14 protein-coding genes and 1 tRNA gene are annotated in these 12,498 nt (G+C 65.9%); 10 read left to right on the forward strand and 5 right to left on the reverse strand.

Translation table 11 applies throughout. The features are described from left to right. Window positions 1-11 precede the first annotated feature (11 nt). The 3 genes from fmt (at window position 12) to FHS69_RS05725 (ending at window position 2,985) form a co-directional block, all read left to right on the forward strand. The gene (gene fmt / locus FHS69_RS05715) at window positions 12-920 is read left to right on the forward strand and encodes a methionyl-tRNA formyltransferase (protein ID WP_166776860.1); all 909 of its coding nucleotides are present in this window, start codon (window positions 12-14) and stop codon (window positions 918-920) included. A gap of 121 nt (window positions 921-1,041) precedes the next feature. Further along, on the forward strand, window positions 1,042-1,791 hold the full coding sequence (gene truA / locus FHS69_RS05720) for a tRNA pseudouridine(38-40) synthase TruA (RefSeq protein ID WP_166776861.1): 750 nt from the start codon (window positions 1,042-1,044) through the stop codon (window positions 1,789-1,791). 81 nt (window positions 1,792-1,872) lie between these two features. Then, window positions 1,873-2,985: a zinc-binding dehydrogenase gene (locus FHS69_RS05725; protein ID WP_166776862.1), complete on the forward strand. Its 1,113-nt coding sequence runs from the start codon at window positions 1,873-1,875 to the stop codon at window positions 2,983-2,985. Between the two features lie 164 nt (window positions 2,986-3,149). On the opposite strand, the gene FHS69_RS05730 is transcribed toward FHS69_RS05725, so the two are convergent. Further along, entirely contained in the window at window positions 3,150-4,127 is a 978-nt protein-coding gene (locus FHS69_RS05730; RefSeq protein ID WP_166776863.1) for an asparaginase, read from the reverse strand. 98 nt (window positions 4,128-4,225) lie between these two features. Here FHS69_RS05730 and FHS69_RS05735 point away from each other — a divergent pair. After that, a tRNA-Val gene (locus tag FHS69_RS05735) sits at window positions 4,226-4,301 on the forward strand. Window positions 4,302-4,337: 36 nt separating this feature from the next. Here the strand turns inward: FHS69_RS05735 and FHS69_RS05740 are convergent. Then, window positions 4,338-4,895 (reverse strand): TlpA family protein disulfide reductase, encoded by a 558-nt coding sequence (locus FHS69_RS05740; protein ID WP_341801725.1) that lies wholly within the window; start codon window positions 4,893-4,895, stop codon window positions 4,338-4,340. A gap of 16 nt (window positions 4,896-4,911) precedes the next feature. Between FHS69_RS05740 and argH the strand changes: the two genes are divergently transcribed. From argH to FHS69_RS05760, 4 genes are read left to right on the forward strand one after another with little or no spacing between them, the layout of a single operon-like run. After that, window positions 4,912-6,288: an argininosuccinate lyase gene (gene argH / locus FHS69_RS05745; RefSeq protein WP_166777077.1), complete on the forward strand. Its 1,377-nt coding sequence runs from the start codon at window positions 4,912-4,914 to the stop codon at window positions 6,286-6,288. Next, entirely contained in the window at window positions 6,285-6,524 is a 240-nt protein-coding gene (lptM, locus tag FHS69_RS05750; RefSeq protein WP_067469146.1) for an LPS translocon maturation chaperone LptM, read from the forward strand. The genes argH and lptM overlap by 4 nt, the downstream gene beginning before the upstream one ends. A gap of 60 nt (window positions 6,525-6,584) precedes the next feature. Beyond that, window positions 6,585-7,847, forward strand: coding sequence for a diaminopimelate decarboxylase (gene lysA / locus FHS69_RS05755; protein ID WP_166776865.1), 1,263 nt, complete (start codon window positions 6,585-6,587; stop codon window positions 7,845-7,847). Between the two features lie 12 nt (window positions 7,848-7,859). Next, window positions 7,860-8,627 carry a precorrin-2 dehydrogenase/sirohydrochlorin ferrochelatase family protein gene (locus FHS69_RS05760; RefSeq protein WP_166776866.1) on the forward strand — a complete coding sequence of 256 codons (768 nt, stop codon included), beginning with the start codon at window positions 7,860-7,862 and terminating at the stop codon, window positions 8,625-8,627. Here the strand turns inward: FHS69_RS05760 and FHS69_RS05765 are convergent. Then, entirely contained in the window at window positions 8,624-9,595 is a 972-nt protein-coding gene (locus FHS69_RS05765; RefSeq protein ID WP_166776867.1) for a helix-turn-helix domain-containing protein, read from the reverse strand. The two genes, FHS69_RS05760 and FHS69_RS05765, sit on opposite strands and share 4 nt — an antisense overlap. 125 nt (window positions 9,596-9,720) lie before the next feature. On the opposite strand from FHS69_RS05765, the gene FHS69_RS05770 reads away from it, so the two are divergent. Then, window positions 9,721-10,275, forward strand: a complete 555-nt coding sequence (locus FHS69_RS05770) for an RNA polymerase sigma factor (protein ID WP_166776868.1) — start codon at window positions 9,721-9,723, stop codon at window positions 10,273-10,275. Beyond that, the gene (locus FHS69_RS05775) at window positions 10,272-10,646 is read left to right on the forward strand and encodes a DUF6768 family protein (protein WP_166776869.1); all 375 of its coding nucleotides are present in this window, start codon (window positions 10,272-10,274) and stop codon (window positions 10,644-10,646) included. Before FHS69_RS05770 ends, FHS69_RS05775 begins: the two co-directional genes overlap by 4 nt. Here FHS69_RS05775 and FHS69_RS05780 read toward each other — a convergent pair. Together FHS69_RS05780 and FHS69_RS05785 are read right to left on the reverse strand one after the other, a co-directional pair. Next, complete coding sequence (locus tag FHS69_RS05780; RefSeq protein WP_166777078.1) at window positions 10,643-11,167, reverse strand: L,D-transpeptidase family protein; 525 nt, start codon at window positions 11,165-11,167, stop codon at window positions 10,643-10,645. The genes FHS69_RS05775 and FHS69_RS05780 overlap by 4 nt on opposite strands. 15 nt (window positions 11,168-11,182) lie before the next feature. Continuing rightward, a complete protein-coding gene (locus tag FHS69_RS05785) occupies window positions 11,183-12,472 on the reverse strand; it encodes an adenylosuccinate synthase (protein WP_067469129.1) in 1,290 nt (429 codons plus the stop codon). Between the last annotated feature and the right edge of the window lie 26 nt (window positions 12,473-12,498).

Genomic DNA, 12,498 nt, shown 5'->3' on the forward strand with positions numbered 1-12,498 from the left:
GAAAGGCCGACATGCGCATTATCTTCATGGGATCGCCCGATTTCGCGGTGCCGACGCTGCAGGCGCTGGTCGATGCGGCGCATGAAGTGGTGTGCGTCTACACCCAGCCTCCGCGACCGGGTGGCCGTCGCGGCAAGGAACTGACGCCGACCCCCGTCCACCAGCGCGCCAGCGACCTCGGGATAGAGGTGCGCCATCCCAAATCGCTCAAGTCGGCCGAGGAGCAAGCGGCCTTCGCCGCGCTCGATGCCGATGTCGCCGTGGTCGCCGCATATGGGCTGATCCTACCGCAGGCAGTGCTCGATGCGCCGGTCAACGGCTGCCTCAACGTCCATGCCTCGATCCTGCCGCGCTGGCGCGGTGCGGCGCCGATCCACCGCGCGGTGATGGCGGGGGACAATGTGACCGGGGTCACGATCATGCAGATGGAGGCCGGGCTCGACACCGGGCCGATGCTGGCGATGGCGCGCACCCCCATCGAGAACAAGACAACGGGCGAATTGACCGAGGAGCTGGCCGAACTCGGCGCACAGCTGATGGTCGGCACCTTGCGTGACCTCAAGATCCACGTGCCGATCGCGCAGGACGATGCCGATGCGACCTATGCCGCCAAGATCGACAAGGCCGAGGCGCGGATCGACTGGGACCGCCCGGCGCAGGAAGTGGTGCGCCATGTCCACGGCCTGTCCCCCTTCCCCGGGGCTTGGTTCGACCTGGCCGGCCAGCGCGTGAAACTGCTCCGCGCGGAAGAGGCTGAAGGAACGGGCAATGTCGGTGAAGTGCTAGACGACCGGCTCGCGATCGCGTGCAGTGACGGCGCGATCCGCCCGATCGAATTGCAACGCGCGGGCAAGCCGAAGATGGATCTCGACACTTTCCTGCGCGGCAATGCGGTGGCCGAGGGAAGCATTCTCGAATGACTGCCGACTGTGCCCGTCACCCTCGCGAAGGCGGGGGTCCAGATACCCTTTCGCCAGTCCGCAACGTCGGCTGGATTCCCGCCTGCGCGGGAATGACGGGCCTGGGGAGTACGCCCCCCCGATGACCCGCTTCGCGCTCACTCTCGAGTTCGACGGAACGCCCTTCTTTGGCCTCCAGCGGCAGAAGGACGGGCCGAGCGTGCAGCAATCGGTAGAGGAAGCCGCGTTTCGCGTGCTGGGAGAAGAGGTGCGACTGCACAGCGCGGGCCGCACCGATACGGGCGTGCATGCGCTCGCCATGCGTAGCCATCTAGACATCACCAAGGACATCGCGCCCTTCCGCCTTATGGAAGCTCTCAATGCGCACCTGCGCCCCGAACCGATAGCGGTCACCCGGTGCGAAGTGGTGCCCGACGATTGGCATGCGCGCTTTTCGTGCGTCGGCCGATCCTACGTCTATCGCATAGCCAACCGGCGCGCCCCGCTCACGCTCGACAAGAATCGCGCCTGGCTGGTGTCGCAGGATCTCGATCACGCGGCGATGCACGAAGCGGCGCAAGCGCTGGTAGGGCTGCATGACTTCACTACCTTCCGCTCGGTCCATTGCCAGGCGGACAGCCCGGTCAAGACGCTCGACCGGCTCGATGTCGAACGAGAGGGCGAGGAAGTCCGCGTGCACGCTGCTGCGCGCAGCTTCCTGCATCACCAGGTCCGCTCGATGGTCGGCTGCCTCGCGCTGGTCGGCATGGGCCGCTGGCCCATCGAACGCATGGCCGAAGCGCTGGCCGCGCGCGACCGGCAAGAGCTGGGATTGAACGCGCCGCCGCACGGCCTGTATTTCGTAGCGGCGAGCTACCCCGCGGATAATTGACCCAACGTCACCCTAGCCAAGCGCTTCTCGCGCGCCTAGCGATAGGCCCGATCGGTTAAGAATCGAATTGGGAGAATGCAGATGACCACTACCGGAAAGCAGCTTTTCACCACTCTTGAAAGCGACGGTACGCTGACCGTCGAGATCGCGCAGAGCGAGTTTCCCGATCCCACCGGCAACCAGGTGCTGGTCAAGATGGAAGCCGCGCCGATCAACCCCTCGGACCTCGCGATACTGACCGGCGCGGCCGATTTCGAGAATGCCGACTATTCGCTAGGCAAGGTCGTCGCCAAGATGCCCGAGCCGTTCAATTCGGGGCAGAAAGCCCGCCACGGCCAGCGCCTGCCCGCCGGCAATGAGGGTGCCGGCACCGTCGTGGCCACCGGCGACAGCGACATGGCCAAGGCGCTGATGGGCCAGCGCGTCGCCTGCGTCCCCGGCACCGCCTTTTCCGAATATGCGATCGCCGATGCCGCGATGTGCTTGCCGCTGGGCGACCACAGCGCCGAGGCAGGCGCCTCGAGCTTCGTCAATCCGATGACCGCGCTGGGCTTTGTCGAGAATGCCAAAATGGATGGCCAGAAGGCGATCCTGCACACCGTCGGTGCGTCGAACCTCGGCCAGATGCTCAACCGCATCTGCCTCGAAGACGGCATGGGCCTCGTCAATATCGTCCGCAAGGAAGAGCAGGCGAAACTGCTCAAGGACCAGGGCGCGACGCATGTCGTGAACTCGTCGGACGACGATTTCCTCGAACAGCTCAAGGCGGCGATCGATGAAACGGATGCCTTCTACGGCTTCGACCCGATCGGCGGCGGAAAGATGGTCGATACCTGCTTCAAGGCGATGGAGCAGGTCGCGGTCGGCAAGATGAGCGAATATTCGCGCTACGGATCGAACCAGCAGAAGCGCATGTTCATCTACGGCCGTCTCGACTTCGGGCCGACCACGCTGACCCCGTCCTACGGCTTCGGCTGGACGCTGTCGGGCTGGCTGCTGACGCCGTTCCTGCAGAGTGCGGGAATGGAAACGGTGATGCGGATGCGCAAGCGCGTGCTCGACAACCTCGGCACCACCTTCGCCAGCGGTTACAAGACCAAGGTCGATCTGGAAGGCATGCTGACCAAGGATGCGATCCTCGATTATCGGCAGATGAAGACCGGCGAGAAATATCTCGTTACGCCGCAGGGCTGATCCCGTCGATCCTCCCCATTCGGGCAGCCGGATGGGGAGGTTGCACGGCGCCGGAGGCAATGTGGCGGAGGGCCGTGGAGCACCCCCGCCCTCCGTCACCAGACCTGTAATCTTGTGTTCGCCCCCACCGCTTGTGACCACACATAAGCGCGGAGTATCTCGCCCTACCGTCCGTCGAAGGCACGCTGGATCGCGGCGGGATCGCTTTCGCCGCTGGCGATCAGCAATTGCAAAAGGATGCGCGCTTTCTGCGGATTGAGCGCGCGCGCCGCGACGAAGCGATTGGCATCGTCCTCGTCCTCGCGGTCGACCAGCCCCTCGTCCGCACGGCTTGCGCGCACCACGCATACCCCTTCGGCAGCAAGCGCGACCAGTTCCTGTCGGACGGCATCGGACATGTTGCCTTCGCCCACACCGGCGATCACCACGCCCCGCGTCGTTTCGCCGAGCTGACGCCTGACCCCTGTCGCATCGAGCCCGGCATAGGCGTAGACGATGGCCACATCGGGCATACGCTGCGGAAATGCGAAGGCCGCCGCCGTGCCATTTCGCCACGGTGCACCGAACCATTCGAGCGAGGCCGGGGTGACAAGCCCGACCGATTCGCGCGGAAAGCCGCGGAAAGCCTCGGTGCCCCGCGTCCGGACCTTGTAGACGTCGCGCGCTGCAAATACGCGATCGCCCATGACCACCAGCACTCCGCGCCCGGCCGCCTCGGGATCGCTCGCAACGCGCACTGCATTGGCAAAATTGCGCAGACCGTCATAGCCGACCGCATCTGCAGGCCGCATCGCGCCGACCACGACGACCGGCTTGTGCGCGGGCAGCGTCTGATCAAGCAGGAAAGCCGTTTCTTCAAGCGTATCCGTACCATGCGTGACGATCACGCCGGTGCAGGCGCCATCGCCCAGAGCCGTAGATGCGGCACCATGCAGCGCGCGCCATTCCACGGGACCGATATTCGCCGAATCGATATTGGCGATCTGCGAGCCCGACAGTTCGGCGCCCAGCCCCAATCCGCCAACCGTTTCGAGATATTCGTCGATGGTGATTTCGCCTGCACGATATTCGTGCCGGATTGCGGAACCCGCGATTCCCGCGATCGTGCCGCCGGTGGCGAGGACGGTAAGCCTGCTGGTCATGGGCGCCGCCTAGCGCCCGCGCCATCATCTGGGCAATTGATTTTGCCGATTTGCACGCTATGTGCAGCGCACCGCCGGATCGGCGGCCCCCGTGGTAGGGGCGCTTAGCTCAGTTGGTAGAGCATCTCGTTTACACCGAGAGGGTCGGCGGTTCGAGCCCGTCAGCGCCCACCACGTCCCGACAGTCGTCCGATACGTCAGCGCTGCGGGTCAGCCCGCGATTGCCGCATCGATTGCGGCACGCGCATCCCTCGACCCCCAGTCGTAATCGCCCAGCACGCGCCACACTTCCTTGCCCGTCGCATCGTAGAGAACCGTCGTGGGCATCATTCCGCCACCGATCGCGAAGCCGAGTTCGTTGCCCGGGTCCATCCACGGTTCGAGCAGCGCGAAATCCGCCTGCGCGAAGAAGGGTTCGACCTTTTCGGCGCCCTGCATGTCCTGGCTGACAGTGAGCACGCGCAGCCGCCCCTCGTAATCGGCGGCGAGCGTATCGAGCAGCGGCATTTCCTTCACACAGGGCGCGCACCATGTCGCCCACAGGTTTACCAGCACCGGCGTACCCTGCAGCGCGCCCAGATTGAGGTTGCGCCCGGACGGATCGCTGACGTTCAGCGCGGGCATGAGCGTGCCCGCCTGCGCGGAGTCGATCTGCCCGGTTGGCGCAGCAGTAGCGCTGCTTTCTTGCGCCGCATCGGGTGCGCCCCTATCGCAGCCCGCGACAGCAAGACCGAGGACGATGGCAAGCGTGAACGACAAGCGGGACACCAAGAACTCCAACAGCATGTGGGGCGGACGGTTCGCCGAAGGACCTAGCGCGATCATGCGCGAAATCAACGCCTCCATCCCCTTCGACAAGGTGCTGTGGCGAGAGGACATCGCGGGCAGTCGCGCGCATGTCGCCATGCTGGCAAGGCAGGGTATCGTTTCGCAGCAGGACGCCGACACCATCGACGGTGGCTTGCAGCAGATCGCCGCCGAATACGAGCGCGACGGCGTGCCCGAGGACTGGGACCTCGAGGACATCCACATGACCGTGGAAGCGCGACTTACCGAAATCATCGGTGCGGTGGCCGGACGGCTCCACACCGCGCGCAGCCGCAACGACCAGGTCGCGACCGATTTCCGCATGTGGGTGCGCGCCGCCAACCAGCGCGCGATCGCGGGGATCGATGCAGTGCTCGGCGCTCTCGTGACGCGCGCCGAAGAACATGCCGACAGCATCATGCCCGGCTTCACGCATCTGCAGACCGCGCAGCCCGTTACGCTCGGTCACCATTTGCTCGCCTATTTCGAAATGCTGATGCGCGATCGTTCGCGCTTCGCCGATGCGCTCGACCGGATGGACGAATGCCCGCTGGGGTCCGCCGCGCTTGCAGGCACCGGCTTCGATCTCGACCGCGACATAACCGCCGAAGCGCTGGGCTTCGCTCAGCCGACGCGCAACAGTCTCGACGCGGTCTCCGACCGCGACTTCGCGCTCGACTATCTCACCGCGGCCAGCCAGTGCTCGCTCCACCTCAGCCGGTTGGCGGAAGAGTTCATCATCTGGGCCAGCCAGCCGTTCGGCTTCGTCAAGCTGCCCGACACGCTGTCCACCGGCAGTTCGATCATGCCGCAGAAGCGCAATCCCGATGCCGCCGAACTGGTCCGCGGGCACGCGGGCCGCGTAATCGGTTGCACGACCTCGCTGATGGTCACGATGAAGGGCCTCCCGCTCGCCTATTCGAAGGACATGCAGGACGACAAGCCGCCGGTGTTCGAAGCCGCGGGGCTGCTCGATTTGAGCCTTGCCGCAATGGCGGGAATGGTGGCCGACAGCGCATTCCAGACCCCCCGCATGCGCAAGGCGGCCGAAGCCGGACACGCGACCGCCACCGATCTGGCCGACTGGCTGGTGCGGCAGGCCGACATCCCGTTCCGCGAGGCGCATCACATCACCGGCGCGGCGGTCAAGCTGGCGGACGAGAAGGGCGTCGCGCTCGACGGTCTGACGATCGACGATCTGAAAGCGATCGACGCGCGGATCGACGAGCGCGTCTTCGATGCGTTGTCGGTCGATGCCTCGGTTGCCGCGCGCGCCTCCTATGGCGGGACTGCGCCAGTTCGCGTAAGGCAGCAGGTGGCCGCGGCGAAGCAGCGCCTCGGCATGGAGGAATGATGCGCACAGCCATCGCTCTCGCGGCGCTCGCCATGTTGGCGGCATGCGGCCAGAAATCCGCGCTCGAACCGGTTGCGGGCAACAGCCTGCCGCCCGCGCCCTACGGTGCCGAAGTGCAACCGACGGCCGACGAATTGCTCGCGCTTGACCCCGAAGCTGCGCCCGATCGCAGCGTCGAATTGCGGACCCGCTCCGAAGAGCGCGAGGACGATCCCTTCGATCTCCCGCCGGAGTGATTTCAAACGAGCAAGCAAGGCTTGCTCGACAAGCCCCGGAGGTTTGGGCAGGGGCCTGCCATGGACCATTTCCAGCTCAAGGACGGCGTATTGCACGCCGAAGACGTTTCGCTGCGGCGCATTGCCGAGGAAGTCGGCACGCCCGTCTATATCTATTCGCGCGCCACGCTGGCCCGCCACGCACGCGTGTTTCGCGACGCACTGGACGCGCTGGACAATCCGCACATCGCCTTCGCAGTGAAGGCCAATCCCAATCTTGCGGTGCTGCGCATCCTCGCCAGCGAAGGCTATGGTGCCGATGTCGTCTCGGGCGGTGAACTGACCCGCGCGCTAAAGGCCGGGATGAAACCGGAAGACATCGTCTTTTCGGGCGTCGGCAAGACACATGCCGAACTGCTGCAGGGCCTCGAAGCCGGGATCGGCCAGTTCAATATCGAGAGCGAGGAAGAGGGCTACGAGCTTGCTGCCATCGCGCAGCGGCATGGCCAGCGCGCGGCCTGCGCATTGCGGGTAAACCCCGATGTCGATGCCCGCACGCATGAGAAGATCTCGACGGGCAAGAGCGAAAACAAGTTCGGTGTCCCACTCGATCGCGCGGCCGATATCTATGCACGCCTCGCACGGGAAGACGGGCTCGAAATGCGCGGCGTCGCGGTGCACATCGGCAGCCAGCTTTCCACGCTCGAACCGCTCGAAACCGCTTTCGGCAAGGTCGGCGCCCTGATCGAGGAGCTGCGGGCCGCCGGCTGCAGCGTGACGCATGCCGATCTCGGCGGCGGTCTGGGCGTTCCGTACAAGGCGGGCGAAGAACTGCCCTCCCCGGCTGAATACGGCGCTATGGTGGCGCGCGTCACCAAGGACTGGGGCGTGCGCCTGATGTTCGAACCGGGCCGCGTGATCGCGGGCAATGCCGGCGTGCTGCTGACCCGCGTGATCCGCGCCAAGCGCAGTGGCAACGGCCCGCCCTTCGTCGTGGTCGACGCGGCGATGAACGATCTCGCCCGGCCCGCCATGTATGGCGCGTGGCACGATTTCGATGCTGTACAGCCGACCGGCGACCGGATGACCGCGCATATCGTCGGCCCGATCTGTGAAACCGGCGACACTTTCGCGATGGACCGCGAATGCGATGCGCTGGTCGCAGGCGATCTCGCCGTTTTTCGCACCGCGGGCGCCTATGGCGCGACCATGGCCTCGTCCTACAATTCGCGCGGCTTCGTAGCCGAGACGCTGGTCGACGGCGATCGTTATGCGGTCGTCGCCGACCGGATCGCAGCCGACGCGATCATGGACGCCGAACGCGTCCCCGACTGGCTGACGTGACGGCTCATCGCCATGCATAGCCTGCCGCTCTTCCATCGTATCGCCGGTGCGCACGTGGTGGTGGTCGGCGAAGGCGACATGGCCGCCGCCAAGGCACGGCTGGTCGAACGCGCGGGCGGCGTGACCTGCGCCGAAACCGAAGCGCACCACGCGCGGCTCGCTTTCGTCGCGCTCGAAGATGGCCGCGCGGCCGAGGCCGCTGCCCTGCGTCTCAAGCGGATGGGTCTGCTGGTCAACGTCGCCGACCGTCCGGAGCTGTGCGATTTCACGCTGCCCAGCCTGCTTGACCGCGATCCGGTGCTGGTGGCGGTGAGCACGGGTGGCGCCTCCGCCGGACTGGCCAAGCATCTGCGGCTGCGGCTCGAGACGATGCTGCCGCAATCACTCGGCATGCTGGCGAGCACGCTGGCTGCCGCGCGCGACCGGATCCGCCAACGATTCCCCGATGGCGATGATCGCCGCCGGGCGATCGACCTCGCCCTGCAGGAAGGCGGGCCGCTCGATCCGCTTGCCCAAGGCGGCGTGGATCGGCTCGAAGAGTGGCTGGGCGCGGCGACTACACGGACCGAGGCGGAAGTCGTCGACATCACGCTGACAAGCGACGATCCCGAAGACCTTACCCTGCGTCAGGCACGCGCGCTGGGCCGCGCCGACACGGTGTTGCACGATCCCGCCACGCCCGAATCGATCCTGATCCGCGCCCGCGCCGATGCTGCACGCCATCCCCTGCCCGCCGATCCACCCGCACATGGGCTGACCGTTATCCTGAGGCGCGCTTAAACCACCGCCAGTTCTGCTGCGCCTACCTCAGCGCAATAGCGCGCCATCGCGTCTGCCGTGCTGTCCGCGAGCGCGATATAGGCGCGGCGCCGGTCGTGCGGGTCGGACAGGCGCACCAGCAGACCGGCCTCGACCATCTGGCCGATCCAGCGCAGCGCCGTCGTGGCCGGGACGCCCGCCGCGATGCAGAGCGATGTCACCGATACCTGTTGCCGTTCAGCGCGTGCGGCAGCGAGATCGAGCAGGATATCCCAGGCGGGATCGGCGAACAGCGAGCCATCGAAGTACCGCAGCCGCATCTGCCGCGCCTTAATCAACCGCCGCAGAACGGGGCCGTCGGGAAGCAGCGGCCGCGCCTTTTCGCTTTGGCCAGCGGCATGGGCCCGGTCATCCCCGTGCCATGCCGGTGATGGCGATTCGAAGCGGAAGGCGCCGCCGCCTTCGCGCTGGCCGGGTGACAGTTTTTCCAGCCGTTCGGCGATGCGGCCGACCTGTTCGGTCAACCGCAGCAGCATCAGCCGGTCTTCCTCGCCCATTTCGCGCAGGCGCAGGTTGGGCACGCGCGCTAGCACCTGACCGATCGCGATGATCCGTTCGGCGCGACCCGGATCGACGAGGATTTGCGGCGCAGACATTGAGAAGCAGCCGAACACGCTGTCGAGCGCGGGCATGGTGGTCGACACCACCAGTTGCGCGCCCGCCTTGCCCCCGCGCATGTCGAGCCGGGACAGCAGGGCCATGGCATCCGCACTCGCTTCCGCACAATCGACGAGCACCAGATCGCCGAGTGCGGCCAGCGGCCCCTGCGCATATTCTTCGAGACTGCAGCATTCGCGAATGCTGAACCCCGCGGCGAGCGCGTCTTCGCCCATTTCGGCGCGGATATGATCGCGATCCGCCAGCACTGTGACCGACAATTGGCATCCGGCAGCATCGCGCACCGGGTCGTAATTGAAATCCGCCTGCATCGACTCGCGCTCCCTGTACGACACAACAAGAACATGATGAGAACAAATGCGGATCAGGTCAAGCGGGGGCGAAAAAGCGCGGTAGGCCATTGAACCAATTGGCCTTGTGCGGCGACTATCCCTGCATGACGGGCCGAAAGAACGCCACGCCGCCGGCGGCGCAACTGTATGACGAATGGCTCGTCGTGATGGTCCAGTCGGGCGACCGCGCGGCAGCAAACCAATTGGCGCGCCGCTGGCATCCGCGTCTCGCACGCACCGCCCAGCGCCTGCTGGGGGACGCAGAAGCAGCCCCCGCCGCCGTACAGGAATGCTGGATCGCGATCCTGCGCGGCATCGGGCGGTTGCGCGATCCGTCCCGCTTCGCCCCATGGGCTTTTGGCATCTTGCGTCGGCGCTGCGCCGATCACATCCGCTCCGCGCAACGCGCGCGTGCGCACGTTGGCGAGCTCACCTCCGAGCCCGCGGACTGCGCGGCTCCCGATGATGCCGTAGCGATCCGCCACGCCTTCGCCGCGCTGCCGACGGACCAGCGGTTCGCCGCGCAACTGTTCTTCGTCGAAGGCCTCACCCTCGCCGAGATCGCACAAGTGCAGGGCATCCCGCTCGGCACCGCGAAAACACGCCTGTTCCACGCCCGCCGAAAGCTGAAGGCGGCCCTCTCAGGAGACGACACATGACCGATATCGACAACCGCATTCGCGGCGCCCTCGATGAGGACGACCACGCATTCCTTGCCAGCCTCGACAGTGATCGCGGCATGTTCAGGCAATTGGGCGACAGCATGCACGGACCGCTGGGCGGCTGGGCCAAGTTCAGCTTCGCAATCGCTGTCGTGATCGGACTGGCGCTGGCCTATGCTTTCTATCGCGCGCTGACCTACGACAGCCTCGAGGCGCTGGTAGGCTGGGGCCTCACCGGTGTTGCGCTGCTGGTCATGCAGGGCTTCCTCAAGGAATGGATGTTCGCGCGGATGAACATGCTGACGGTCCTGGCCGAGGTGAAGCGATTGCAACTGCAACTCGCGCTGCTCGAGCAGGGTCGCGACTAGGGCCGGATCTCGATCGGGGTGCCGTCGGGCACCAGGCTCCACAGTTCGGCGATCTCGGCATTCGACAGCGCGATGCAGCCATCGGTCCAGTCGCCCGGTATCCGCTGTTCGTAGGGCAGCCCATTGGGCTGGCCGTGGAGGAAGATCAGCCCCCCGGGCGAGCGTCCGCGCGAACGCGCATAGGCGCGGTCCTGCGCATTGGGATAATCGATGTGCAGGCTGAGGTAATAGCTCGACTGGGGGTTGCCGTAGCTGATCGTATAGCGCCCCTCGGGCGTGCGCTCGTCGCCCTGGAAGCGTTTGTGCCCAACCGGCTGGTCACCATATTGCAGGCCCGAATAGGAGCGGATCACCTTCCCGTCCTGATAGACCCATAACCGGCGATCGGACTTGTCGATCAGGAGGAAGTCGGCGCGTTCGCCCGCGCGCGCCTGCTGCGCCTGTGCCGCCCCCGCGGGAAGCAGCGCGGTACAGAGAATCGCCCAGAAACCGAGAAATGCGCGCACGATGCCGATCACCATAGCGCGCATTTGCAATCAATCCATGAACGGGTCGCGCATCAGGATGGTGTCGTCGCGCTCGGGGCTGGTCGAAACCAGCGCCACCGGCGTTTCGATCAGTTCCTGCACGCGCTGGATGTATTTCACCGCATTGGCGGGCAGATCGGCATAGCTGCGTGCGCTGGCGGTCGATTCCTTCCAGCCTTCCATCGTCTCGTAGATCGGCTCGACCGCCGCCTGGTCGGCCGAGTGGCTGGGGAAGTAGTCATACACCTGCCCGCGCAGGCGGTAGCCGGTGCAGATCTTCACCTCATCGAGCCCGTCGAGCACGTCGATCTTGGTCAAGGCGATCCCGGTGACACCGCTGATGGCGCAGGTCTGGCGCACCAGCACGGCATCGAACCAGCCGACGCGCCGCTGGCGGCCGGTGACGGTACCGAATTCGTGGCCGCGCTCGCCAATGCCCTTGCCGATCTCGTCGTCGAGCTCGGTCGGGAACGGGCCGCTGCCCACACGGGTGGTGTAGGCCTTCACGATTCCCAGAACGAAACCCGTGCTGTTCGGTCCCAGCCCGCTGCCCGCCGCGGCGGTGCCGCTGACCGTGTTCGAGCTGGTGACGAAGGGATAGGTGCCGTGATCGATGTCGAGCAGCACGCCCTGCGCGCCTTCGAACAGGATCTTTGCCCCCGCCTTGCGGACCTTCTTGAGCCGTTTCCACACCGGCTGCGCATATTTGAGCACGAAGGGCGCGATCTCGCGCAGCTCGGCAAGCAATTGCTCGCGGTCGACCGGGTCCTGGTCGAACCCGGCGCGCAGCGCGTCGTGATGCGCGCACAGGCGGTCGAGCTGCGGTTCGAGCGCATCGAGATGGGCAAGGTCGCATACGCGGATCGCGCGGCGACCGACCTTGTCTTCGTAAGCCGGCCCGATGCCGCGCCCCGTGGTGCCGATCTTGCCCGAACCCGCCGCGGTTTCGCGCAGCCCGTCGAGATCGCGGTGGATCGGAAGGATCAGGGGGCAATTGTCGGCGATGGCCAGATTGTCGTCGGTGATCGTGACGCCCTGCCCTTCGAGCTTCTCGACTTCAGCCTTGAGCGCCCAGGGATCGAGCACCACGCCATTGCCGATGACGCTGAGCGTCCCCGAAACGATGCCCGAGGGCAGCAGCGAGAGCTTGAAGGTCTTGCCGTCGATCACCAGCGTATGGCCGGCATTGTGTCCGCCCTGAAAACGCACGACGGCATCGGCACGGCTGGCCAACCAGTCGACGATCTTGCCCTTGCCCTCATCGCCCCATTGAGCGCCGATTACCGTAACATTTGCCATGAGTACGCCTTTTCCCCTGCCCGGGG

The organism is Qipengyuania flava (genome assembly GCF_011762005.1).
GTDB lineage: Bacteria > Pseudomonadota > Alphaproteobacteria > Sphingomonadales > Sphingomonadaceae > Qipengyuania > Qipengyuania flava.

Excerpts from the sequence above, each read along its gene's own strand:
- lptM (WP_067469146.1), top strand. The coding sequence starts at position 6,285 with ATGATGCGCACAGCCATCGCTCTCGCGGCGCTCGCCATGTTGGCGGCA.
- FHS69_RS05730 (WP_166776863.1), bottom strand. The coding sequence starts at position 4,127 with ATGACCAGCAGGCTTACCGTCCTCGCCACCGGCGGCACGATCGCGGGA.
- FHS69_RS05785 (WP_067469129.1), bottom strand. The coding sequence starts at position 12,472 with ATGGCAAATGTTACGGTAATCGGCGCTCAATGGGGCGATGAGGGCAAG.
- FHS69_RS05725 (WP_166776862.1), top strand. The coding sequence starts at position 1,873 with ATGACCACTACCGGAAAGCAGCTTTTCACCACTCTTGAAAGCGACGGT.
- lysA (WP_166776865.1), top strand. The coding sequence starts at position 6,585 with ATGGACCATTTCCAGCTCAAGGACGGCGTATTGCACGCCGAAGACGTT.
- argH (WP_166777077.1), top strand. The coding sequence starts at position 4,912 with ATGTGGGGCGGACGGTTCGCCGAAGGACCTAGCGCGATCATGCGCGAA.
- FHS69_RS05780 (WP_166777078.1), bottom strand. The coding sequence starts at position 11,167 with ATGGTGATCGGCATCGTGCGCGCATTTCTCGGTTTCTGGGCGATTCTC.
- FHS69_RS05765 (WP_166776867.1), bottom strand. The coding sequence starts at position 9,595 with ATGCAGGCGGATTTCAATTACGACCCGGTGCGCGATGCTGCCGGATGC.
- truA (WP_166776861.1), top strand. The coding sequence starts at position 1,042 with ATGACCCGCTTCGCGCTCACTCTCGAGTTCGACGGAACGCCCTTCTTT.
- FHS69_RS05770 (WP_166776868.1), top strand. The coding sequence starts at position 9,721 with ATGACGGGCCGAAAGAACGCCACGCCGCCGGCGGCGCAACTGTATGAC.
- FHS69_RS05775 (WP_166776869.1), top strand. The coding sequence starts at position 10,272 with ATGACCGATATCGACAACCGCATTCGCGGCGCCCTCGATGAGGACGAC.
- FHS69_RS05760 (WP_166776866.1), top strand. The coding sequence starts at position 7,860 with ATGCATAGCCTGCCGCTCTTCCATCGTATCGCCGGTGCGCACGTGGTG.
- fmt (WP_166776860.1), top strand. The coding sequence starts at position 12 with ATGCGCATTATCTTCATGGGATCGCCCGATTTCGCGGTGCCGACGCTG.